General features: G+C 35.5%; 24 protein-coding genes. 5 read left to right on the top strand and 19 right to left on the bottom strand.

Features of this window, described 5'->3' with window-relative positions; translation table 11 throughout:
- Positions 1 to 43: 43 nt before the first annotated feature.
- Together gerXB and BAU28_RS31315 are read right to left on the bottom strand one after the other, a co-directional pair.
- Positions 44 to 1123, bottom strand: coding sequence for a spore germination protein GerXB (gene gerXB / locus BAU28_RS15600; RefSeq protein ID WP_071719061.1), 1080 nt, complete (start codon positions 1121 to 1123; stop codon positions 44 to 46).
- A 261-nt stretch (positions 1124 to 1384) separates the two neighbouring features.
- Positions 1385 to 1561 (bottom strand): HAD family hydrolase, encoded by a 177-nt coding sequence (locus BAU28_RS31315; RefSeq protein ID WP_338061996.1) that lies wholly within the window; start codon positions 1559 to 1561, stop codon positions 1385 to 1387.
- Positions 1562 to 1781: 220 nt separating this feature from the next.
- Between BAU28_RS31315 and BAU28_RS15610 the strand changes: the two genes are divergently transcribed.
- Positions 1782 to 2651, top strand: coding sequence for a cation diffusion facilitator family transporter (locus BAU28_RS15610; RefSeq protein ID WP_002172710.1), 870 nt, complete (start codon positions 1782 to 1784; stop codon positions 2649 to 2651).
- A 213-nt stretch (positions 2652 to 2864) separates the two neighbouring features.
- Here BAU28_RS15610 and BAU28_RS15615 read toward each other — a convergent pair whose 3' ends face one another.
- The 6 genes from BAU28_RS15615 to BAU28_RS15640 form a co-directional block, all read right to left on the bottom strand.
- Positions 2865 to 3188: a VOC family protein gene (locus BAU28_RS15615; RefSeq protein WP_328045655.1), complete on the bottom strand. Its 324-nt coding sequence runs from the start codon at positions 3186 to 3188 to the stop codon at positions 2865 to 2867.
- A 192-nt stretch (positions 3189 to 3380) separates the two neighbouring features.
- A complete protein-coding gene (locus tag BAU28_RS15620; RefSeq protein WP_002172712.1) occupies positions 3381 to 3929 on the bottom strand; it encodes a DUF2179 domain-containing protein in 549 nt (182 codons plus the stop codon).
- A gap of 231 nt (positions 3930 to 4160) precedes the next feature.
- Positions 4161 to 4574 carry an ATP synthase subunit I gene (locus BAU28_RS15625; RefSeq protein ID WP_002172713.1) on the bottom strand — a complete coding sequence of 138 codons (414 nt, stop codon included), beginning with the start codon at positions 4572 to 4574 and terminating at the stop codon, positions 4161 to 4163.
- Positions 4575 to 4627: 53 nt separating this feature from the next.
- Entirely contained in the window at positions 4628 to 5950 is a 1323-nt protein-coding gene (locus BAU28_RS15630) for a hemolysin family protein (protein ID WP_025149266.1), read from the bottom strand.
- A 119-nt stretch (positions 5951 to 6069) separates the two neighbouring features.
- Positions 6070 to 6477: a MerR family transcriptional regulator gene (locus BAU28_RS15635; RefSeq protein ID WP_025149265.1), complete on the bottom strand. Its 408-nt coding sequence runs from the start codon at positions 6475 to 6477 to the stop codon at positions 6070 to 6072.
- A 210-nt stretch (positions 6478 to 6687) separates the two neighbouring features.
- Entirely contained in the window at positions 6688 to 7038 is a 351-nt protein-coding gene (locus BAU28_RS15640) for an SH3 domain-containing protein (protein WP_071719062.1), read from the bottom strand.
- 205 nt (positions 7039 to 7243) lie between these two features.
- On the opposite strand from BAU28_RS15640, the gene BAU28_RS15645 reads away from it, so the two are divergent.
- Positions 7244 to 8143, top strand: coding sequence for a DMT family transporter (locus BAU28_RS15645; protein ID WP_071719063.1), 900 nt, complete (start codon positions 7244 to 7246; stop codon positions 8141 to 8143).
- Positions 8144 to 8226: 83 nt separating this feature from the next.
- Here the strand turns inward: BAU28_RS15645 and BAU28_RS15650 are convergent, their stop codons facing one another.
- Positions 8227 to 9081 carry a pentapeptide repeat-containing protein gene (locus BAU28_RS15650; RefSeq protein WP_071719064.1) on the bottom strand — a complete coding sequence of 285 codons (855 nt, stop codon included), beginning with the start codon at positions 9079 to 9081 and terminating at the stop codon, positions 8227 to 8229.
- Positions 9082 to 9276: 195 nt separating this feature from the next.
- On the opposite strand from BAU28_RS15650, the gene BAU28_RS15655 reads away from it, so the two are divergent.
- Complete coding sequence (locus tag BAU28_RS15655; protein ID WP_002172718.1) at positions 9277 to 9453, top strand: DUF1272 domain-containing protein; 177 nt, start codon at positions 9277 to 9279, stop codon at positions 9451 to 9453.
- Positions 9454 to 9582: 129 nt separating this feature from the next.
- Here BAU28_RS15655 and BAU28_RS15660 read toward each other — a convergent pair whose 3' ends face one another.
- From BAU28_RS15660 to BAU28_RS15700, 9 genes are all read right to left on the bottom strand, one after another.
- Positions 9583 to 10650 carry a lactonase family protein gene (locus BAU28_RS15660; RefSeq protein ID WP_083594746.1) on the bottom strand — a complete coding sequence of 356 codons (1068 nt, stop codon included), beginning with the start codon at positions 10648 to 10650 and terminating at the stop codon, positions 9583 to 9585.
- Positions 10651 to 10781: 131 nt separating this feature from the next.
- Positions 10782 to 12305 carry a gluconokinase gene (gene gntK, locus BAU28_RS15665; RefSeq protein ID WP_071719112.1) on the bottom strand — a complete coding sequence of 508 codons (1524 nt, stop codon included), beginning with the start codon at positions 12303 to 12305 and terminating at the stop codon, positions 10782 to 10784.
- Positions 12306 to 12658: 353 nt separating this feature from the next.
- Complete coding sequence (gene fsa, locus BAU28_RS15670; protein WP_071719065.1) at positions 12659 to 13327, bottom strand: fructose-6-phosphate aldolase; 669 nt, start codon at positions 13325 to 13327, stop codon at positions 12659 to 12661.
- A 50-nt stretch (positions 13328 to 13377) separates the two neighbouring features.
- Complete coding sequence (gnd, locus tag BAU28_RS15675) at positions 13378 to 14271, bottom strand: phosphogluconate dehydrogenase (NAD(+)-dependent, decarboxylating) (protein ID WP_071719066.1); 894 nt, start codon at positions 14269 to 14271, stop codon at positions 13378 to 13380.
- A gap of 127 nt (positions 14272 to 14398) precedes the next feature.
- The gene (gene tkt / locus BAU28_RS15680; protein WP_071719067.1) at positions 14399 to 16393 is read right to left on the bottom strand and encodes a transketolase; all 1995 of its coding nucleotides are present in this window, start codon (positions 16391 to 16393) and stop codon (positions 14399 to 14401) included.
- A 39-nt stretch (positions 16394 to 16432) separates the two neighbouring features.
- A complete protein-coding gene (gene zwf / locus BAU28_RS15685) occupies positions 16433 to 17917 on the bottom strand; it encodes a glucose-6-phosphate dehydrogenase (protein WP_071719068.1) in 1485 nt (494 codons plus the stop codon).
- A 348-nt stretch (positions 17918 to 18265) separates the two neighbouring features.
- Entirely contained in the window at positions 18266 to 18814 is a 549-nt protein-coding gene (locus BAU28_RS15690) for a glucose-6-phosphate dehydrogenase (protein WP_071719069.1), read from the bottom strand.
- Between the two features lie 89 nt (positions 18815 to 18903).
- Positions 18904 to 19857: an NADP-dependent oxidoreductase gene (locus tag BAU28_RS15695; RefSeq protein WP_071719070.1), complete on the bottom strand. Its 954-nt coding sequence runs from the start codon at positions 19855 to 19857 to the stop codon at positions 18904 to 18906.
- A gap of 13 nt (positions 19858 to 19870) precedes the next feature.
- Entirely contained in the window at positions 19871 to 20824 is a 954-nt protein-coding gene (locus BAU28_RS15700; RefSeq protein WP_071719071.1) for an LLM class oxidoreductase, read from the bottom strand.
- Positions 20825 to 21291: 467 nt separating this feature from the next.
- On the opposite strand from BAU28_RS15700, the gene BAU28_RS15710 reads away from it, so the two are divergent.
- Both BAU28_RS15710 and BAU28_RS15715 read left to right on the top strand, forming a co-directional pair.
- Positions 21292 to 21582: a MerR family transcriptional regulator gene (locus BAU28_RS15710; protein WP_244158126.1), complete on the top strand. Its 291-nt coding sequence runs from the start codon at positions 21292 to 21294 to the stop codon at positions 21580 to 21582.
- A gap of 6 nt (positions 21583 to 21588) precedes the next feature.
- Positions 21589 to 22587, top strand: coding sequence for a zinc-dependent alcohol dehydrogenase family protein (locus BAU28_RS15715; RefSeq protein WP_071719072.1), 999 nt, complete (start codon positions 21589 to 21591; stop codon positions 22585 to 22587).
- A 304-nt stretch (positions 22588 to 22891) separates the two neighbouring features.
- Here the strand turns inward: BAU28_RS15715 and BAU28_RS15720 are convergent, their stop codons facing one another.
- Positions 22892 to 23491, bottom strand: coding sequence for a nitroreductase family protein (locus BAU28_RS15720; RefSeq protein ID WP_071719073.1), 600 nt, complete (start codon positions 23489 to 23491; stop codon positions 22892 to 22894).
- Positions 23492 to 23666: the final 175 nt, after the last annotated feature.

Genomic DNA, 23666 nt, shown 5'->3' on the forward strand with positions numbered 1-23666 from the left:
TTCAAACTCAGCAACCTTATATAATATACATTCTCATACTCTTTCAAGAGCTTTTCTTATATGTAACAACCCATACAAACACTATTAGTAAGATAGAAAACAAAAATAGCCCTAATGCTGAAACTGGTAAAACAATTTGAGATACAAACCAATAGAAACTAGAGTCACTGATGGGTAGTATACTTATTAATAAAATACATGAAAGTATTGCAAACATAACCCCATTTCTCGTTTTCTGATTTGTAATTGATAACAAATCTGGAATAAGAAAAACAACAAGTGACAAACGAATTAAGATCCCTACAAGCCACTGATACACGGAGAGAAAGTCTAAATTTTCAATATACCTTCCTATTGACACAAGTCTCCATTCTTCAAATGCTGGATATCGTTGGTTTGCTGCTACGAAAGGACCAAATTCTATAATAGCTGCCATAACTGGGCCTATTGTGATGCCAATAATAACAATACCCAAAGCAATCAGTTGATATAATTTGATTTTCGAGCAAATATGATGTTGTAAAAAAAGAATAAAAATTAACTCTAGAAATCCTGCTGCAGGATAAACCATCCCCCTAAATACTGGCTTCATTCCATTTTCCATCATTGGCTGAAGTAAAGAATAATCTTTATGTGGAACATTTGCAAACATTACAAAAAAACCAAGTAGAAATACAATAGGTAACAAAACACCTGTTGTAAGTGCAATAGATTGAATTCCTCTTTCAGCATTGTAGAAACAAATCATTGAAAAAAGTATTCCTAATACAAACCGAGGTGTTTCTGGTAAATAAAAAGAGAAAAAGGTTAATGTTTCTTTTAGTGCAACGACACCAATTGTTATCAAATAAAGTACAACCATGAATATTATTGGATATATAATGAATTTCCCAAAATTAATTTTTAACCACAAAAACAAATGTTCATTTTTTATGTTTTTATAAATGATGAATATTAATGAAATCCAAATCAAGTATATAACGCTTACTAATAGGATTGAAATCCACGAATCTCTACCCGAGCTATCTAATAACATAGGAATCATAATGACATGATTGATTATCCCGATACTACCAATGAGTATCATAGAAACTTGAAATAAAGTAATTGTTTGCTTAGTCATACTTACCACCATATTTTGTAATGAAGAAATATTACATAGTATAACTGATACATGACATCTTTATTCGCAATGGTTAGCGCTTACAGGCATGAACAATCAAACTTTCCCAACAGTATAAAGATATATTTAAACTATTAGAAATTCCACTACAGTGAAACAATTCGTTACATCGAAATTTAAAATAAAAGAAAATAAGAGATAGTATAATACACCCCTTACTTCCTTTTTTATTTTACTTTCGCCTTTTCTTCAGCTATTTGATTAAGTACAGTCCCTCACGCAGGTCCCACAGCAGCTAAAATCATTCCAATCGTCTCCAAAGACCATTATGTTACCCATAGAAATGTTATTTTGAGTGCAGATTTCCCTTACAGCTCGTTTTTTAGAAACGCCTTTTGCCGTGATTGGAGCGTTATCTTTTAGTATTGCACCGAAGATTACTTATCAAAAGCACTAGGCTCCTCTTATTGCCTGTCTTTAATTCATTCTACTAACTTATATTTCAATTTTTTCATTAACAATTAAATATGCCCAAGGGAAACATATTGAAACCGCTTCAATTTTTATTGTCTTTTGCAAAAAGATTGCTATAGACCCACTGTATTCTGAACTGATAACATAAAAATTAATTAATAAAAGGTAGGAGGAATATGTAACAATGAATTCATCAAAAGTAGCTTTTTTGTCAGTATTAAGTAACTCTTTTGTTGTTATTTTAAAAGTTGTTATTGGTATATTTACTGGTTCAGTAGCTATTCTTTCCGAAGCCATTCATTCCTCTTTAGATTTATTAGCTTCAATCATCGCTTTCTTTTCTGTCCGAATTTCAAATAAACCGGCGGATAAATTACATCCCTATGGACATGGAAAAGTAGAAAATATTTCTGGAACAATCGAAACATTACTAATTTTTATAGCTGGTTTTTGGATTATTTATGAATGTGTCCTTAAATTGATACACCCTGAACCAATTCGGCTCCCATTTTTAGGAATAGTTGTTATGTTGATTGGAGCACTCATCAATTTTGTAGTATCACGAATTGTTAACAAAACTGCTGAAAAAACAAATTCTATTGCAATGAAATCTAATGCACTACATTTACTCACTGATGTTTACACTTCCTTAGGTGTTGCAATTAGCTTATTTCTAGTTAGTCTAACTGAATGGAGTTTTCTAGACCCAATCATTGGAATTATTTTAGCTGTTTATATTATGACTGAAGCCTTCAAATTAATGAAAGAGTCCTTTCCCCCATTAATTGATGCACGTTTATTACCAGAAGAAGAACAAAAAATCATAAAAATTATAGAATATTATAAAGATGAATATATTGAGTTTCATGATTTTCGTTCAAGGCGTTCAGGTCCAACTGAATACATAGATTTTCATCTTGTCGTTTCATCTCACTATAACATTGAAACAGCACATGAGTTATGTGATCGGATAGAGCAAAATATTAAGAAACAATTTGATCGTGCTCACATACTAATACATTTAGAACCAGAACATGAAATTTTAATATATTAACTTGAAAAGCCATTAAAAAGTAATTAGAAAAAAGAGCGCTTATAGGGTATTGTAGGTCGTGTAGGTACTATTCTCACGACCTACAATACCCTATAATAGTAAAACGCTTATCACCTTCTCACTTTCTGCTAAAATGAAATTTTTATTATAACTTTAACTATCTTCCTAAACTTTGGACTATAATCGAATTTATTGTTTTATTCAGCAGCCTAATTAGGTTAATTTGAAAATCGCCTTAATCCGTTCATTTTGTTCTTTTTTATCTAAGTATTCAAAAAATCCTAGTCGATTCCCCCACGGATCACTAAATGTTCCCCATTTTACAGGTACTTCTTTACGAGAATGAATCTCGAATTTTGCTACATTTAATTCCCTGACTATCCTTGTCCGTTCAGCCTCAATATCCATTATCGCTAAACGAAGAGGTCCACTACCTGCAGAAGGTATGCCTTCTGCAATCTGTATCCAGCAGCCTTGAATGCGTTCCCATTCTGCAAATCCTTCGTGCGGGAAAAAGTCTGATTCCTTATTGAACAAAGTTTTGTACCACTTAAATGGCTGGAAACAACAAACGGAAAGTTTTACTTTTATGTTAATGGTAAACTTTAAACAGGTTAGATATACAGTTGTAAAAGCGCAAAGTCCTGACGCTACCCCCAATTAAATTATTGAATGACCGCTAGTTTATATAAAATAAAAAGGAGCAGCTTTTCAGCTGCTCCCTTTTATTTACGATGCATGATGATCTTTCTTCTTCATTAACGCTCTCTTCTTCATCGCTTTCGTTAAATATCCACCTTTAAATGAGCGAATTTCATAAGATGACATAAACGCTTTCGGCGCAATTTCATTAATAATTTCTAACAGTTCTTTCTCTCTAGAACGCTTTGCAACGATATCTAAGCGATAACGTATTGAATTAATTCCTTCGCCTTCAAATACTGTAACGCCAAATCCAGAGTGGCGTAATTCATCTACTAATTCATTACAACGGTCTAGTAAACTAACTTGATACGTAATATATCCAATTGCTAATTTATTCTCTATATAACCGCCTAATAAAAGTCCCGTACTAAAGCCGATGACATAGGCAACAATATTCATCCAATTTGATAAATCTTGAAACACAATACCTAAACTGACAATGTAAATGGCTCCTTCTAACAATCCTACACCAGCAGCGGATCTTGTTTGATTCTTTACAAGCAAAATCGTACGGATTGTTAAAATTGGAACGTAAATAATTTGAAGCACAAAAATAAGTAACGCTTGTAACATTGGTATCCACCTCTTTCACAAATTCTTTTGTCATGATAACATACATAAGCTTTAGAAATCGATGGGTTTTTAAATTTTTTTTTATTATTTTCCATACTATTGAAAAACCTAAAAAAGGAGCGTATTATATTTATCTTTAATTCGATTGCACCATTGAATCGTACACATTATATTAACTATTGTGCAATTTATTATCAAACTCAAAAAAGGAACCCGATAAGGTTCCTTTCATTATAACTCTATTTTTTGTGAAGCATTCTTCTTTTGCTTCTCTTCTTCTTTCACTAGCTGCATATTCGCATAGGCTAAATTCGCAATCATTAAAAAGTGCCCACCTAAAATCCCTGTACCAAATGCCCACATTTCCATTTCATGCTCAATTTCATACATAATGATAGCCCCTAATATCGCGGCTGCAAATCGGTTTAAAACTCCTAATCCAGGAGCCTTTTCTTTCAGCACAATACTTCTTCCTATTTTCTCCACTCTGCGAGCTAATAACCAAAGACAATATGCACTTACCGCTAAACCGATACCAAACCCTGTCACTTGTTTTCCAAACGGAGTAACCGCCCACATTAGTAGTAAACCACTAAAGATCGTATACAATTGTAATCGATATACACGTAAGGCTACTTGAATCAAAATATCCGCTCCTAATTTCACATTTTATTATGTGTCAGAAGAAAAGCAGCAACTTACACAGTTACTGCTTTCTCTTGTTGATGGTCCATTTTCCGAATTTCAACACGTTTAATTTGATAAGCATCTTTTTCTAACACTTTAAATTCATAGCCTTCTGCTTCAACGTATTGTCCTTCTTCAATTTCATGATTTTGCATCATAATCCATCCACCGATTGTATCCACATCGTCTTCTTCAATGTGTAATCCAAACAAATCTTTCACTTCTGTGATGAGCACTTTTCCATCAACAATTTTATGGTACTCGTTCACATGCTGAATTGGTGGTGCTTCATCTTCATCATATTCATCACGAATTTCGCCGACGATTTCCTCCAATATATCTTCAAGCGTTACAATTCCAGCTGTCCCTCCGTACTCATCATATAAAACAGCCATTGGAATTCGCTTCTTCTGCATTTGCAGTAATAAATCATGAATTGGAGTTGTTTCCATAACTTCAATAATCGGACGCATATACGTGCGAATCGATGATAAATCTTCTTTATCGTTGTTCATATATCGAATAAAGAAATCTTTTACATTGACCATACCGATAATATCATCTTTATCTTCTCCAAAAATCGGATAACGTGTGTATCGTTCATTTTGGATTACTTTCATGTGTTCTTCTACTGAATCTTCAAGATAGAAACCAACGATTTCTGTACGTGGTACCATGATCTCTTTCGCAATGCGATTATCAAATTCAAAGATATTATTTACATACTTGTATTCAGCTTGATTAATTTCTCCACTTTCGTAACTCTCTGAAAGAATAAGACGTAACTCTTCTTCTGTATGAGCTACTTCATGTTCAGAAGCTGGCTTCAAACCGAATAAACCAGTTACAACACGAGCAGAACTATTCAATACCCAAATGAATGGATACATAACTTTATAGAACATCATTAACGGACCCGCAAATAACAATGTCACTTTTTCAGCTTTTTGAATTGCCATCGTTTTCGGAGCTAATTCCCCGACTACAACGTGCAAGTACGTCATCGTCATAAATGCAAGACCAAACGTTAATACTTGTGAAATAGAAGGATTTAAATTCAATTTCTCAAATAACGGGTGTAATAATTTTTCTATCGTCGGTTCACCTAACCAACCAAGTCCCATCGCTGTAACTGTAATACCTAATTGACAAGCAGATAAATATTCGTCTAAATTTGTTGTTACCTTTTTCGCCGCTAATGCACCGCGTTTTCCTTCCGCAACAAGCTGATCAATGCGACTTGAACGTACTTTTACAATCGCAAACTCTGCTGCTACGAAAAATCCAGTAAATGCGATTAAAATCGCAACCATGACTAAATTAAATATTTCCAATGAATACCCTTAGTTAAAAAACTAAGGTGTCCACCTCCTGTATACTATAATGTTTTCTTATTTGTTCGTTAGAAAACATAGCCCGATACAAAAATTAAAGAGGTCGGATTTCACTTTTTCTATAATAATAGAGCAAGTGTCTGTATTAAAGCTGTCGTTTGACCTGATAAAGATTTCGATATTTTTTCACGTTGTGAATCAGTCAATTCATCTAAAAGAGGCTTTAATTCCGTTAGCTCTGCTTCTAATCTATGAATATGGTCTGTCACTTCATTCACTTGTTTCGAAACGTGTTCATTGATACCGAGCAGCTTCTTCTTCTCCTCGATTTTCTCTTTAATCTCACAAAGCGGCATATGCATTTCTTTGCACTTCTCAATAAATTGTAATGTTTCAAATGCTGTTTCGTCGTAATAGCGATAATTAGATTGAGATCGCTCCGCTTTTAAGATACCTAGATTCGTATAATAATCAATCGTTCGTTTCGACACGTGAGCCATGAGAGCCAACTGTCCGATTCGATACACCTTCCCAACGATCTTCCCCCCTTGTTTATAGTACTAACATCATACAATACATAAACTGTACAGTCAAACGTGACGGTTTCTTATTCACGAGATACAAAATTTCATTTCTCATCTTATTACTATTCAAAAATTATATAAACTATCGTTTTCTCTAGCAATCTATTTTTTTTAATCTACAACTAATATCCTCATGAACAAAAGATATGTGTCCTAATTTCGCCTCAATTTTTCTTTCGGCACCCATCCAACTTCACCATCTATCTTTTCACACCAGAGCCATCCATTTAATTCTTCTAACCCAATAAGTATTTCTCCACTACTCACATTTAATTCTTTTGCAGTATATCTCTTTATAATAGCTCCACTTCCATCAGTACGTTTACTTATAATTTGTTCTGGTACCCAACCTTTTCTTTTATATTTCTCTTCTGAACAATACACCCAGCCATCCCAGTTTTCTGGTCCCTTATACTTTTCACCAATAGAAACGAAATCCCCCTCATCTAAACAAATTGGGTCAGGATAGTTACTAACATGTGATTTCATAACACTATATTTCATAACACTCTCCAATAATCTGAAAATTAAGTTATAATATCATTATAAATACAGGAGGAGGAATATGCATATGTACTACAACACTTCATTCGAAAACGATCAACCTGTAGGCCGTCTATAAACTAAGACGGGCATTCATATAACACATACACTATGCCTCGTCTTAGGGAATCTATCATCACCCTAAAAATAGACGGAGGTAATTCAAATGAAACAAACAATTTTAGGAGCTATATGTTTATCACTAGCAGCAAGTATTTGGGGCGGTATGTATGTTGTTAGCAAATATGTACTCGACTTTATCCCGCCACTAACACTCGTTTGGCTACGCTTTATTATCGCTTTTGTTGTTTTATACGTGCTTTTGAAAACAACAGAAAGAAAGCAAAAGAAAAAAATAACCATCCAGAAAAAAGATTGGTTACTATTCGCTTGGATTGGATTCATCGGGTACTTCATTTCGATCACATGTCAATTTATCGGAACAAAATTATCCGACGCTCATACAGGCTCTTTAGTAACGTCAGCTACACCTGCATTTATGGTCATATTTGCAGCGCTCATTTTAAAAGAAAAACTAACTGCTCGTAGACTGTTATCAACTACCATCGCAACAATCGGTGTCATTATCGTTATCGGATGGGATATTGAAATTGGCTCCTATTTTATCGGTACAATCATTTTAGTTGGAGCCGCTATTACGTGGGCTTTACTATCCATTTATGTAAAAATCGCTTCAGCTCGATTTTCATCTTTAGTTATTACAACGTACGCTATATTCTTTTCACTCTTTTTTATAACACCTTGTATGGTGTGGGAATTTCAATCAACTCCTATTGAACATGTGAACATGTACGTATTATTAGGCGTACTCTATTTAGGAATCGTCTCAACCGCAGGTGCATTTTTCCTTTGGAATAAAGGATTAGAGTTAATGGATGCTAGCATCGGTTCATTATTTTTCTTCTTCCAACCTATCGTTGGATCATTACTCGGCTGGCTTCTTTTAAATGAGACGTTAAGCAGTAACTTTTTCATTGGTGGTATTCTTATTATATGCAGCGTTATAATTACTACTCTTGAAAAGAAAAAACAGGCAGAGATTTAATCTCTGCCTGTTTTTATAATTGGATCTTGTTTGTGAAATCCAATACAAATTGGTATATTACTTTGCAAACCACTACATGCAATTTACGCAGTCCAATGGCCTGGACGGGACAACATTTTCGGCAATTTCGTATATTTGTCCCCTCTTGCTGCATTAATCTGGACTTGCGTAAGAAAAATACTATTTGTAAAATCTGCTCCTCTAATGTCTGCATCACGCAAATCAGCGCCTATAAGGTCTGCACCTCTTAAATTAGCATCGCGTAAATTTGCCGCAATAAGATAAGCTCCCCTTAAATTCGCTCCTTGTAAATCTTTCTTTTTAAGATTTGCTCCCATTAGGTCCGCACCTCGGTGACTAATTCTTTTCTTATTTGCAGTATTTATTTCCTTCCAAACGAGTTCACTCGTTTCCAGAAGGAGAACATTCACTTCTGTACGATGTAATGGAACATTTACTTTCATTAACTCATCTGCACTTAAATTTGAAAGTCGTTCCGTCTCTTCAATCGCTTTACTAAGCTCATGATGAATCGTTTGCGTCGCCTTTAAAAGAACGGCTTCCTTCAAATACCAAAGCATTTCATGAAGCTGATGCATAACCGGAAAAGCATCATACATTTTTCTAGCATGCTGAGCATCTTTCCGCCAATCAATTCCATTAAACGTAACTTGAGAAATCTTTTGCCCAGCGCCGAAACATTCAAATACAGTACAACCTTTATACCCTTTTCCTCTAAGACTTTTATGTATACTACATTTATAATCTGATTGTAAATTTGAACAAGGTTTACCACCATCTTTATTCACCGCAAAATCTACTGATGCCGCAAACGGTAATGCTACACAGCATAGACCAAAACATTTTTCACAGTCTGCTTTTAAACTATTGTAATTTATAGTCTCTTCTACATAAAAATAATCGTTATTATTAGTCAAAATATATACCCCCTGTTGTCTTTTGACTATTTCATAATATTCCAACTGCACTAAATAATCAATTTTAAAATAAACCGGCATATTTCATCTCAAACAACAACTTAATCCGTTTATTTCCTTTCATTTAAAAAGGACTTCCTCTACAATATTAATTATAATTAAATTAAGAACTTTCAAATAACAAGGAGAGATACTATGGCACTAGAAATGAAAACAAACTGTCAAATTTGCGACGATTCCCTTCAGCCCGATTCTGAAGCATACATATGCGTGTATGAATGTACATTTTGTGCACCATGTACAGAAGAAAGACAAAATGTTTGCCCGAACTGTGGTGGCGAGTTAGTACGTAGACCAAAAAAGAAACAATAAAAAGCAAAGCGATGATCGCTTTGCTTTTTACGTTTCTTTTTTGATATATGAAATTATATCGACGTTTCGACAAAGAACTACATTTCTACATGAATTGAGCTTCCATCCCTTGCCCTTTATCAACGCACGTTAAACATTTAAAAATTTAACACAAACAGGCTCTGGTACAACAACATCCGATTGTAAAAGAGTTAGCTTCCCTGTAGTTTCATTTCTTGAAAATAGCACAAGACTATGTGACTTTTCATTTGTAGCAACAAGAAACTTTTCAGTAGGATCTAATACAAAATCCCTCGGCCAATTTCCTTCTGTAGATGTATGTTCAACAAATGTAAGCTGACCTGAATTTTGATCCACATTGAAAACAACGATACTGTTATGACCTCGATTGGCTGCATACACAAATTGGCCGTCAGAAGAAATATGAATAGCACTTCCTTGACTATTTTCATCAAATTCTTCTGGAACAGTAGAAATATACTGTACTTCTGTAAAGGATCCTTCTTCCGAATTATATGTTAGCACAATGACCTCTGAACTTAGCTCAGTCATCACATACGCAAACTTTCCATTCGGATGAAAAGTAATATGTCTTGGACCACTTCCTGGTTTTACAGACAGGCTATTCACTTCTATTAATGTACTATCTTTTATTTCATACGTAATTAATTTATCAATCCCTAAATCAACACCCACCACATATTTTTCATCAGGGGTATATCCCGCGTAATGTGCATGTGGTTTTTCTTGTCTTTCTTTATTCGGACCTGAACCTTCATGTGTAATAACAGATGAAGCAGGATTTACAGTTCCATTTTCTTCATTTACCTCAAAAGACTCAATCGTTCCTTTATGGTAATTCGCTGTAACTACAAAGCGATTCTTACTATCAACACTAATATGACAAGGAGAAGCACCTTCTACTACTTGTCTGTTTTCCGCCTTTAGTTCTCCAGTATGACTGTCAATCGAATAAGCAGCTACACCACCAGATTCGCCTTCTTTAACAACAGAATAGAGATATTCATTATTTCGGTTAATCGTTACATATGTAGGGTTGTCCAGCTTAGCGGCAAGTGTTACACTACTAATTTTTTTTGCTTCCGTATCTAAAGTAAAAGTATATATTCCTTCGCTATTTTCCTTCGTGTAAGTTCCAACATATCCAATAAACTCTTTGTTATCCATCATTTTCATAACCCTCTCCCTATAGTTTTTGTTCATCAAACTTCTTACTAAGTAGCCTTAAACTATTTTATATTGAAAGAATATCCTAAAAAATTGGGGTACCTCTTTATACGTTACCATATTTTCCTGCTAAATAGCCTTTAAACCCATTTTTTCTGATAAGCTGCTATACTTTCATATTCTTCTTCCAAGTGACGGGACAGACGAATATAGATTGGTGTTAAATCTTTATATTTTTCCACACTTTCCATGTTTGGTTTATGATAAAAATTTGCCCCAACCATTTCAGAAACTACATGTAATGAATCTATTTCACCTAGACTATATAAACCGAGAATCGCAGCTCCTAAGCAAGAGCTTTCGAAACTTTCCGGAACATATACGTCTTGATGAAAGATATCTGCCATCATCTGTCTCCAAAGTTCCGACCTTGCAAAACCGCCTGTCGCTTGAATTTTTTTCGGTTCACCAATTAGCTCTTTTAAAGCGAGAAGAACGGTATATAAATTATAAATTACCCCTTCTAATACGGCACGGATAAGATGTTCTTTTTTATGATGCAATCCAAGTCCAAAGAAAGATCCTCGCGCATTTGCATTCCATAAAGGAGCTCTTTCCCCTGCTAAATACGGATGAAATAATAAACCGTCAGATCCAGGATTAACTTTTCCTGCTATTTCAGTAAGCACTTCATATGGATCTTTTCCTAAACGCTTTGCAAGTTCAATCTCTGAAGTACCTAATTGATCACGAGCCCACCTGAAAATCATACCACCGTTATTAACTGGTCCACCAATTACCCAATGGTCTTCAGTTAAGGCATAACAAAAAATTCTACCTTTTGGATCTGTTACAGGACGATTTGTTACAGCACGTATCGCGCCGCTCGTACCAATTGTAACAGCTACAACCCCAGGCTCTATTGCATTTACACCTAAGTTTGATAGTACTCCATCACTCGCTCCTAATACAAAAGGAGTAGACACAAGTAAATTCATCTCTCTTGCAAGTTCTTCATTTAATCCTATTAAGCTGTGTGTCGTTGGAACAAGTTTAGAAAGCTTTTCTTCTGAAATCCCTGCAACATGTAGAGCCTCTTCATCCCATTTTAAAAATTTTAAATTGAACATTCCTGTTGCTGATGCTATAGAATAATCAATTACATATTCCTTATATAACTTATAGAAAACATACTCTTTAATAGAAATGAATTTATAGCTTTTTGCAAACAATTCTGCATGCTCATTCTGAAGCCAAACTAATTTCGAAAGTGGTGACATAGGATGAATTGGTGTCCCAGTACGAAGATATATTTCATGACCATTCATATCACTTTTTATTTTCTCTGCCCAGCTTGCACTTCTATTATCTGCCCAAGTGATACATCTCGTTAACGGATTCCCTTCTTCGTCTACAGCAATGACGCTATGCATTGCCGAACTAAAAGAGACGCAAAGAATATCAATCGGTTGTACATTACTTGATCGTATAGCTTCTTTAATCGTATGTATCACTGCTTGAAAAATCTCTTCTGGATCTTGTTCTGCTGTTTCTGGCGTGGGAGAATGTAAAGGATATTCAATCCCATGGCTTGCAATAACAGATCCATCAATTGAAAACAAAACTGATTTTGTACTAGTTGTCCCAATATCTACACCAATCATATATTTTGAGTTCACTATGTAACCCCTTTCGAAATATTCCTATAACAAAAAATCCCCCACACAAAGTTCTTTCTTGAGCTGGAAGGATATTTAAATATACATACTTGAGAGCACCATGATTTATACGAAAAAAGACTCTCCCTTATGTGAGTTTTTAACAAACTTCTCTCTCATAAAGGGGTCCTTTTCATAACTATAGTGCTATTTTGAAAAACGAAACTAATACTTTTGGAAAATGAATGACTCCTTTTATTTTGCTGTTTTCATGTAATAAGACTTCAAACCCGAAAACAATAAAGTTACATAGGGAGCGGTTCTCTCTTGAAAAAGCAATTAGTGAAAGCTTCATTTCATTATAACTTAGGCGCTTTTGCCCAATCCGCAGCAAACTTTTCAATACCTTGATCCGTTAATGGATGCATAGCAAGTTGTTCAATTACTTTATAAGGAATTGTTGCAATGTGAGCACCTGCCATTGCTACACGAGTTACATGATCCGGGTGCCTGACAGAAGCCGCAATAATTTGTGTATCTAATTGATGAACATCGAATAATTCAGCAATTTTAGCAACTAATAATACGCCATCTTCAGAAATATCATCTAAGCGACCTAAAAATGGAGAAACATACGTTGCACCAGCTCGAGCAGCTAAAAGAGCTTGGTTCACAGTGAAAATAAGTGTAACGTTCGTTTTAACACCTTTTTCAGTAAGATAGCGACAAGCTTCTAATCCTGCTAGCGTCATCGGAAGTTTTATCGTGATGTTTTTATCGCCACCGTTAATTTTAATCAATTCTTCTGCTTGGGCAATCATCTCTTCAGCTGTAATAGCATCTGGAGTTACTTCTGCCGAAACAGACTCGACTTTAGGTACTGCCTGACAAATTTCTGCAATACGATCTTCAAACTTGATGCCCTCTTTTGCTACTAAAGAAGGATTGGTTGTAACACCAGCTAAAACTCCCAGTTTATATGCTTTTTTTATGTCCTCAAGATTTGCAGTATCAATAAAAAACTTCATGATCAATTCCCTCCATTTTTTAAACGTTACGAGTTATAACTTTAGGATTTTTATTTCTTTTCGACTGCATGTCCGCCAAATTCATTGCGCAGGGCTGCTACAACTTTTCCTGTAAACGTATCATTGTCTAATGAGCGGTAGCGCATTAATAGAGACATTGCGATAACAGGAGTTGCTGTTTGAAGGTCTAATGCTGTTTCTACTGTCCATTTTCCTTCACCAGAAGAATGCATAACTCCCTTAATTTCATCTAGTTTTGCATCTTTAGAAAATGCATTTTCAGTCAATTCCATTAACCATGAGCGAATTACTGAACCGTTGTTCCATACTCTTGATACTTTTTCATAATCGTAGTCAAATTCACTTTTCTCTAAAATCTCAAATCCTTCACCAATAGCAGCCATCATACCGTATTCAATTCCGTTGTGAACCATTTTTAAAAAGTGACCACTACCAGCTTTTCCAGCATATAAGTATCCATTTTCTACAGCTGTATCGCGGAAAATAGGTTCAACGATTTCCCAAGCTTCTTGATCTCCTCCGATCATGTAACAAGCACCATTACGAGCGCCTTCCATTCCGCCAGAAGTTCCTGCATCCATAAAGTGAATACCCTCTGTCTTTAATTGCTCATATCGACGGATAGACTCTTTATAATGTGAATTACCAGCTTCAATTAATATATCTCCTTTTGATAACAGCGGTGTAACCTCATTAATAACAGAATCAACAACAGCGTGCGGAACCATAACCCAAAGAATTCTTGGTGATTCTAATGACTGAACAAGTTCATTTAAACTAGATACACCTGTAGCCCCATACTCTTTCATTTCTTCCACTGCACTCGTATTTAAATCGAATGCTGCCACTTGATGTTTATGATCAATTAAATTTTTCCCCAAATTTAATCCCATCTTACCTAAACCAATTAATCCTACTTGCATAATATAGTTCCTCCTTAAATCACCTTTTATTAAAAATCCATATCACTACAATCTTGAATACCTTTTTGACATATCATTTTCAGCACTTATAAGTTGATATGTCCAGAAAGGTATTCACAGTCATAGCTTAAGATTTCAATACATTTTGTATAATTTGAACAACATTTTCTGTCGTAAATCCAAATAGATTCATGACTTCAGCTCCAGTTCCTGAAGCTCCAAATGTTTCAATCGATAATATTTCCCCTTCCTGTCCTACATAACGCTCCCAGCCGAGAGATACACCCATCTCAAGAGATACTCGTTTTGTTACAGAAGACGGAAGAACTGATTCTTTATATTCTTTCGATTGACGATCGAACAACTCCCAGCTCGGCATTGCAACGATACGAACAGAAACATGTTCTTCTTCTAATTTCGCTTTCGCACTAACAGCCAAGGATACTTCAGAACCTGTCGCAATTAAAATCACATCCGGATTTTCATTTGTTTGCGTTAATACATAAGCTCCTTTAGAGAGGTTCTCTATGTTCGCTTTCGTTTCATCAAACACCGGTAAATTTTGACGGCTAAGTACTAAAGCCACGGGACCACCCGTTTGTTGTAAAGCATAAGCCCAAGCACTCGCTGTTTCATTTGCATCTGACGGACGAATAACTGTTAGACAAGGAATTGCCCGAAGAGCTGCCAAGTGTTCAATTGGTTCATGCGTTGGACCATCTTCTCCCACAGCAATCGAATCATGTGTAAATACATAAGTAACAGGTAGCTTTTGCAATGCAGCAAGTCGAATTGATGGACGAAGATAATCATTAAATACAAAGAATGTACTTACGAAAGGTTTTACTCCTCCATGAAGTGCCAGCCCATTCGCAGCCGCGCCCATTGCATGTTCACGTACACCGAAGTATATATTTCGGCCAGCATACGATTCTACTGCATACACTGCTTCACCTTTTATATCTGTCATAGTGGAATGAGAAAGATCTGCACTTCCACCGAAAATAGAAGGAATCGATTTCACATAATGATTAATAGCTTCTCCACTTGCAACACGAGTTGAAATCGTTTTTTCCGTATCGAAGGATAAAATGTCTTTCGCTTCGATTAAAACTTCACCTGTAATCGCTTTTTCTAATTCATCTGCTAGTGCAGGGTTCGACTCTCTGTACAAGTTGAACTGCTCATTCCAGCCATTTTCTTTTTCAATACCTTTTTGTTTCAGTTCATTAAAATGAGCTGTTACTTCTTCAGGTACAAAGAAGTCCTCCTCATAATGCCAACCATACACTTGTTTTGTCGCTGTCGCTTCTTCTACTCCAAGCGGGTTACCATGTGCTTTGTTCGTTCCAGCAACTTTTGGACTTCCGTAACCTATAATGGTTCTAATTTCTATAAGAGTAGGTTGATCCGTATTGCCTTTCGCTAATTGAATAGCTTTTGTGATAGCCTCAACATCATTTCCATCCTCAACTCTTACATATTGCCAATGTGCAGATTCTACCCTTTTCTGAATATCTTCAGAGAAAGCAATGTTTAATTCACCATCAAGTGAAATTTCATTTGAATCATACAGCACAATTAACTTGCCAAGTTTCATATGCCCTGCCATTGACATCGCTTCATAAGCGACACCTTCCATTAAATCACCGTCTCCAACTAAAGCATACGTATTGTGATCTATAATAGAGTGACCGTCCTTATTAAACTTCGCTGCTAAATGCGCTTCTGCCATTGCCATTCCGACAGCATTGGCAATCCCTTGTCCTAACGGGCCTGTAGTCGCTTCAACTCCAGGAGTATGACCAAACTCGGGGTGTCCTGGTGTTTTACTATTTAACTTTCTAAAACTTTTCAAGTCATCAATCGAAACGCCATATCCAGCTAAATGAAGTAGGCTATATAATAGACTCGATCCATGTCCCGCCGATAAAACGAATCGATCACGGTTAAACCATTTTGGATGATTAGGATTGTGATTTAAATGATTCGCCCATAATGCATAAGCCATTGGTGCCGCTCCCATCGGAAGACCCGGATGACCTGAATTTGCCGCATTAATAGCATCAATTGATAACGTACGAAGTGTATTCACTGCTAATTGATTTATGTTTTGTGCCATAGTAATTGTCCCCCTAAATACTTTCATTAAAGAAAGTACTTATTTTTCCGTTTTTTGATCTAACCACCATTTAAATTCACTTTCTTGCAATAGTTCATTAGACGCATCTGGACCATATGAACCCGACTTATATTCATGAAGTGGCAATAAGTTTTCCTCGAATGCTTCAAGAATTGGTTGTACCCATTCCCATGACAATTCAACTTCTCTCCAATGTGCAAAGAATGTAGCGTCTCCACTCACAGCATCATGAATGAGTCTTTCATACGCTTCAGGTACTCCCACATCCGCTTGCTCACAAGTAAAGTTAATACGGATCGGTTCAATTTCTCCATTTTTCAATGGGTTTTTACTATTTAACTGTAATGAAACATTCTCACCTGGACTAATTTCAATTATTAATAAGTTAGGTGCTGCATTTGGATTATTATCTTGATATTGTTGTTTTAACGTATTTTTAAATTCGATTACAATACGAGTAGACTTTTCTTTCATTCGTTTTCCTGTTCGTATATAGAAAGGAACGCCAGTCCAAAATGGATTATCGATCCATAAACGAGCAGCAACAAATGTGTCTATGTTAGAAGAAGGATTTACTCCTGGCTCCTCTTTATATGCTACAACTTGTTGACCATTTATCTCTCCTGAAGCGTATTGTCCGCGAATGATATGCTTCTGAACGTCTTCTTTTTTCACTTTACGAAGCGTTTCCATTACCTTTCGCTTTTCCTCTCGAATTTCACATGCGTTAATTTTTTCCGGCAGATTCATAGCAGTCATCATTAATATTTGTAACATATGATTTTGAACCATATCACGAATGGCTCCCGCCTGATCATAATATCCTGCTCTTTCTTCAACCCCAACTGTTTCACTCGCTGTGATTTGTACATTCGCTATATGTTCTTTATTCCAAATCGATTGAAGAACAGGATTTGCAAATTCAAGTGCTTCAAGATTTTGAATCATCGGCTTACCTAAATAATGATCTATCCGGTATATCTCGTCTTCTTCAAACGTTCGACTAAGCTTATCGTTAAGCTCGCGCGCAGATTTAAGATCGTGCCCGAACGGTTTCTCAATCATCAGACGTTTCCATCCATCCGTTTTATCAAGTCCGCTTTCCTTAATATTTAAAGCGATTGTCTCGAAAAATTCAGGTGCAACTGAAAGATAGAACATTCTATTACCTTTTATGTTTAGTTCTTCTTCCCTTTCACGAACGACTTGTAATAATCTCTCATAGTCTTCCGGCTTACTCACATCTAATGGACAATAACGAAAATTATCTAAAAAAACTTCGAGTTCTGAAGTACCTTCTTCTCTATGACGGGAAAACGTTTCTATTGATTCTTTTATTCTTTTTTGAAAATCTATATGAGATACTTCACGTCTCCCAAGCCCGATAACGGATATTTGCTTTGGAAGCTTTTGATCTCTATATAAGTTATATAGTGCGGGGTAAATTTTGCGTTTCGCTAAGTCTCCTGTCGCTCCAAATAAAACAAAGGTCATTGATTCCAATTTCAGTCCCCCTCTTGTTGTATAATCCTGGTCAATTTATTCAAAATGAATTGTACGGAAGCTCATGTTTTTATAAAAAACAAAGAGTTATTAAATTCCAATTCTTTTTATACCTTTCGCTCTCTAATTGTCCCCAATATTAATAGTGGCAATTCAAAGCATTTCTACCACAACTTACTTATTTATAGAATTTAACAAAATATTTTATATCTAATTACTTTTAGTAATTAGATAATATTATGTCTAGTATATTAACTACATAAATTATTACCGTCAATAAAAATGTCTTGGATTAAAGATTTTTTATTTCGTAATACTTTTTTGTGTATTCCTAGTTACCATTCATGTTCAAAGATAATGATCAATACAATAAATATCAGTTTCATCAAAACCTTTAATTAACTTCGTATTTAACTCACGAACAGATTTTAAACTATGACCAAAAGGCTTCTCTATAATAAGACGGTTCAATCCTTTTGTAGCCCACAATCCACTTTCCTTAATATTCAAAGTAATTACATCAAATACTTCTGGTACAACAGATAGGTAAAACATGCGGTTTTTAGGAATGTTTAATTCTGTTTCACGCCTCTTTACAAGACTCAACAAATCTTGATAGTCCTCTATATTCGCTGTATCTAATTGACAATAACGAAATGTGCTAATAAATTCTTCTACTCCTGATTCGTCATCAGTAGATATTCTAGAAAATGTAGCAAGGGATTGTTCTACCTTTGTTTGAAATTCCACATCTGACATTGCCCTTCTGCCAATACCGATAATAGAAATAGATTGCGGTATATTTTGATTACTAAATAGTTTGTACAAAGCAGGGTAAATTTTGCGTTTCGCTAAATCCCCTGTCGCTCCGAATAAAAGAAATGTCATTGAATCCATTTGTTCTCTCCCTTTTAAAACAATTGCTAGAATAGAATATATAAGCTCATTCGCTACTTAGCACAATACTGTCTCTAAAACCTCATACTTTACCAATGTTTCTTCAATACAATTTTGCCAAGAGCACGTTCTGACTCACTTATGTGGTGTGCTTTTTTTACACCTTCTACATGTAAAGGCAACACATGCGTTACAACAGGTTTAATCTTCCCACTCTCAATTAATTCTGTAATAAGAGAAAGTTCATATCCGTTAGGTTCAGTAAATATATGGTCACTCTGAATATTTTTCTCTATAGATATTTCAGTTTGCGGAATTTCTATGCCTTTCGGACCATAAATGGACGCTAACTTTCCATTTGGTGCAAGTACTTTATAACTGTCCCTTAGTACATCTTCACCTAATACATCAAATACAATATTGTAATTATGCAGAAGCAGAGAAAAGTCTTCTGTTCTGTAATCGATGGTAGTATCAGCGCCTAGCTCCTTTACAAACTGTATATTTTTTGTACTAGTTGTAGTTGCAACATGTGCACCGAAGCTTTTTGCCAACTGAATAGCAAACGTGCCAATTCCTCCGGATCCCGCATGAATTATGACCTTATTATCCTTTTGAATATTGGCGAATTTCACTAAGCTTTGCCAACTTGTCAATCCTACAAGAGGGATTGATGCTGCCTCTTCAAAGGATAGATTTCTCGGTTTTTTCGCTACATACTTCTCATCGACTGCCACGTACTCTGCATAAGTGCCATTTCGTTCAATTTCCGGACGACTATATACTTCATCACCCACTTTAAATGCTGTTACGTTTGGCCCTATGGCAATAACTTTACCGGCAACGTCCCATCCTAAAACGAGCGGGAAGTCATAAGAAATTACGTCTTGAAGTAAACCTTCACGTATTTTCCAATCCACGGGATTTACACCAGCTGCATATACTTCAATCAGTACATCGTTGTCTCCTAATAGAGGTGTTTGCATTTCCATCTCTTGTAGTACACTTTCATCTCCATATTGCATAAGTCCTATTGCTTTCATTCTTTCCACTCCTTTACAATGCAGGGAAATGAGGAAGTACTTCTTCCCCTAGCTCATCCAACACTTCATTAGCCGGGCGTTTACCATCAAATAGAGCAAGGAACAAGTGATTAATACCGATACTTCGGTATAAATCTAGTAATTCAATTAGCGCCTTACGCCCTGTACGGTAGCCTAAACGTATTGGTGTAGGACGTTCATTTGGATCTTCAGACAAGTCTAAATGCATTGGCTGTATAAATGGTTTAAATACATCTGGATGATAGTCCTCTACTAGCTCTCGCCATTGTCCAATTGCTGCAGCCTGATGTACTGGACTACGTGGATAATACATCCATCCATCACCATGTTCAGCAAACCATTCCATCGTTTGCTGACTAAAACCTGTGATAAAGGTTGGAACACGTTTAGACGGTTTTGGAACTAAATTTGCCCCATGCACTTCTCCTAGATTCGACTCGATAGATGGGAAGGTTTTATACAAAATGTCTTCCAAGTAAGCAAACGCTTCTCTAAACTTTTCGCCTCGTGTTTCATGACTAACACCTAACGCCTTAAAATCAGCACGTCGGTCACCGGATGAAACGCCGAGCATAATTCTTTCTGGAAATAGTTGATCCAATGTAGCAATTTCTTTCGCCACACGAAGTGGATGGCGAAGTGACAATACAGTTGCCGACGTTCCAAATGCAATTTTCTCTGTTTGGCTTGCTAAATACGTCAAATAAATCATCATATCGTAAATTTGACCTGTTGCAGGATCGCCAAAGTCAGGGTCTTGCAGCAAAACATCGCGAAGCCATACGCCTGTAAAACCATATTGTTCCGCTTTTTGTACCAATTCTACTTGTTTTTCCATTGTTGGTGCATGAAACTGATAATTTTCAATAGGAATGTGAACTCCTAATGTAAGTCGTTCTTTCGCAAACATACGATTATATCCAAAATGATTCGCAAACTTTCCCATGTGTTTCACTCACTTTCTTTCATTAATATAAATCTATAATTTTCTTTATTTTTGGTCTTTCTTCTCAAAATTCATAGTTAATCCTGTACACCACAGCCCTAAAAATTTGTTGCAGTTTTGTCTAAATAAAATACGATTGTAATCGTAATACCTAAAACGTAATCGTTATAACTTAGTGCTACGAATGTCATTATAAAACGGTCATAACATTAATAACAGTACGTACTTTAAAGTGATGTAGGCACTTAAAAGTACCTATACCAAATACCTGATTATAAATGTAATCAATAAATCATGCTGCATGAAATGACGACCTCCCTTCCTTCAACAACGTCTAAAGTTGCTTCTGCAGGTACGTTACACTATTTCACGCAAACCTCTTCTCTTTATATAAACTCCTCAAAAAAATGATTGACTTGGAGTTAACTCCAAGCAATACACTTGTAGTGAAAGGAGAGTAATTACAAATGAACTATATATTCACAATATCAGATGTTGCAAAAAAAACAGGATTAAGTCCAGACACAATCCGGTACTACGAAAAAATCAGCCTTCTTCCCCCAGCTAAAAGAAATGAGAATAATAATAGGCAATATGTTCAATTAGATATAGATCGAATACTTTTCATTAATCATCTTAAGAGAACACAAATGCCCTTAAATAAAATACAAGAATATATGAAATTCTCACTAGCCAAATTCATAATATTATACTTATTTTTTGTACTTTGCTATGCTATAACCACGAACAGGAGGTAATAAACAATGAAAGCACAAATCATCCATTCTTTTGGGGATTCATCTGTATTTCAATTAGAAGAGTTTTCAAAACCGATACTTTTACCAGGACATGTTCTAATCCATGTAAAAGCGACAAGTGTAAATCCAATCGATACGAAAATACGCAGTGGCGCTGTTTCATCAGTTGCTCCTGAATTTCCAGCTATATTGCACGGGGATGTAGCAGGTATTGTTATAGAAGTAGGCGAAGGTGTTTCGAAATTCAAACTTGGCGATGAAGTATATGGGTGTGCCGGAGGTTTTAAAGGAACTACTGGTGGTGCACTTGCAGAGTTTATGCTTGCTGATATTCGATTAATTGCTCACAAACCTAAAAATTTAACAATGGAAGAAGCAGCTGCTCTACCATTAGTTGCAATTACGGCTTGGGAATCTTTATTTGATCGTGCAAATATTAAACCTGGTCAAAATGTCCTCATTCATGGAGCTACTGGTGGCGTAGGACACGTAGCCATTCAACTGGCTAAATGGGCAGGTGCTAAAGTTTTTACAACAGCTTCTCAGCAAAACAAAATTGAAATAGCCCATCATCTAGGAGCCGACATAGCTATTAATTATAAAGAAGAATCTGTTCAAGAATATGTACAAAAACATACGAATGGAAACGGATTTGAAGTTATATTTGATACGGTAGGTGGCAAGAATCTCGATAATTCTTTTGAAGCTGCCGCGGTCAATGGAACTGTCGTAACTATTGCAGCTCGTTCAACCCATGATCTCTCTTCTTTACACGCAAAAGGACTCTCTCTGCACGTTACTTTTATGGCGTTAAAAATATTACATAAAGATAAACGTGACGCTTGCGGGGAGATTTTAACTAAACTTACTCAAATGGTAGAAGAAGGAAAACTTCAACCATTGCTAGACTCTAAAACTTTTACGTTTGATGAAGTTGCACAAGCACATGAGTATATGGAGTCGAATGAAGCAATAGGAAAAATAGTGTTGAAAAACGTTTGGTAACAATGACTCGATAATAAAAATTAATCCGTGTTGGTAAGTAACAGAGTGCTAAAAACTCCTTTATTGCTAGTTTAAGAATTTAGATTATTAACCTTACGGGCTAATAAATATTTGCATTATAAATTGTACAAATGTTAAACAAGGCGATCAAAAATGATCGCCTTGTTCTTTTAGAAAATACAATAGTCTTTTTAGCGAATTTCACCAATGACAAATATATCCCCCATTACTAAAAAGGGCGAATACATCTGTTGTAACTAGAAGCTTTATTTTCAAACCACATTTAGGTTATTAAATTAGAATATTACTTATGAAATTTCACACGCTCTTCAAGCGGTTGGAATTCTTTTTCACCTGGTTCAGCTGTTGGATTACCAAATGGCATTTGTGCAATAAGTTTCCAATTAGCAGGGATATCCCATTCTTTTTTCACTTCATCGTCAATTAATGGATTATAGTGTTGTAAAGATGCTCCTAATCCCTCTGCTTCTAATGCCGTCCACACAACTAATTGGTGCATACCTGATGCTTGATTTGACCAAATCGGGAAGTTTTCAGCATATGCAGCAAATTTTTCTTGAAGTGATTTAACTACAGCTTCATCTTCAAAGAATAGTACTGTTCCATAACCAGCTTTAAAGGAATCCATTTTTTGTTGCGTTCCTGAGAAATCCCTATCTCCAACTACTTTTCTTAATGTTTCAGTTGTAATATCCCATAATTTATTATGAGCTTCACCAAATAATACAACTAATCGAGCAGTTTGAGAATTGAAAGCTGATGGAGTATATTTCACAGCAAACTCCACGATTTCTTTAATTCTTTCATCTGATACTTGTACCTCTTTATTAATCCCATAGTAAGTACGTCTTTCTTTCAGTGCAGTATAAAAATCTTTTGTCATAACTTTATCTCCTCCTAAGTTCTAATATCCTTCAAAATAATATATCTCGAAGATAATATGATTTGAATTTTTTAATCATTAGACTCCCTAGCACCAATTGTTAATCATTCTGAATCTAAGTCTTATAACATCATTGATAAAATCTAGTCATCGTTTGGTACTATTTTATCCATTC

The sequence above is a fragment of the Bacillus paramycoides genome, assembly GCF_001884235.1.
Classification (GTDB): Bacteria; Bacillota; Bacilli; order Bacillales; family Bacillaceae_G; genus Bacillus_A; species Bacillus_A paramycoides.

Excerpts from the sequence above, each read along its gene's own strand:
- gnd (WP_071719066.1), bottom strand. The coding sequence starts at position 14,271 with ATGCAAGTAGGATTAATTGGTTTAGGTAAGATGGGATTAAATTTGGGG.
- tkt (WP_071719067.1), bottom strand. The coding sequence starts at position 16,393 with ATGGCACAAAACATAAATCAATTAGCAGTGAATACACTTCGTACGTTA.
- BAU28_RS15610 (WP_002172710.1), top strand. The coding sequence starts at position 1,782 with ATGAATTCATCAAAAGTAGCTTTTTTGTCAGTATTAAGTAACTCTTTT.
- fsa (WP_071719065.1), bottom strand. The coding sequence starts at position 13,327 with ATGAAGTTTTTTATTGATACTGCAAATCTTGAGGACATAAAAAAAGCA.
- BAU28_RS15645 (WP_071719063.1), top strand. The coding sequence starts at position 7,244 with ATGAAACAAACAATTTTAGGAGCTATATGTTTATCACTAGCAGCAAGT.
- gerXB (WP_071719061.1), bottom strand. The coding sequence starts at position 1,123 with ATGACTAAGCAAACAATTACTTTATTTCAAGTTTCTATGATACTCATT.
- BAU28_RS15655 (WP_002172718.1), top strand. The coding sequence starts at position 9,277 with ATGGCACTAGAAATGAAAACAAACTGTCAAATTTGCGACGATTCCCTT.
- BAU28_RS15720 (WP_071719073.1), bottom strand. The coding sequence starts at position 23,491 with ATGACAAAAGATTTTTATACTGCACTGAAAGAAAGACGTACTTACTAT.
- BAU28_RS15640 (WP_071719062.1), bottom strand. The coding sequence starts at position 7,038 with ATGAAATATAGTGTTATGAAATCACATGTTAGTAACTATCCTGACCCA.
- BAU28_RS15715 (WP_071719072.1), top strand. The coding sequence starts at position 21,589 with ATGAAAGCACAAATCATCCATTCTTTTGGGGATTCATCTGTATTTCAA.
- BAU28_RS15710 (WP_244158126.1), top strand. The coding sequence starts at position 21,292 with ATGAACTATATATTCACAATATCAGATGTTGCAAAAAAAACAGGATTA.
- BAU28_RS15690 (WP_071719069.1), bottom strand. The coding sequence starts at position 18,814 with ATGGATTCAATGACATTTCTTTTATTCGGAGCGACAGGGGATTTAGCG.
- BAU28_RS15700 (WP_071719071.1), bottom strand. The coding sequence starts at position 20,824 with ATGGGAAAGTTTGCGAATCATTTTGGATATAATCGTATGTTTGCGAAA.
- BAU28_RS15660 (WP_083594746.1), bottom strand. The coding sequence starts at position 10,650 with ATGAAAATGATGGATAACAAAGAGTTTATTGGATATGTTGGAACTTAC.
- BAU28_RS15695 (WP_071719070.1), bottom strand. The coding sequence starts at position 19,857 with ATGAAAGCAATAGGACTTATGCAATATGGAGATGAAAGTGTACTACAA.
- BAU28_RS15620 (WP_002172712.1), bottom strand. The coding sequence starts at position 3,929 with ATGTTACAAGCGTTACTTATTTTTGTGCTTCAAATTATTTACGTTCCA.
- gntK (WP_071719112.1), bottom strand. The coding sequence starts at position 12,305 with ATGATTGGTGTAGATATTGGGACAACTAGTACAAAATCAGTTTTGTTT.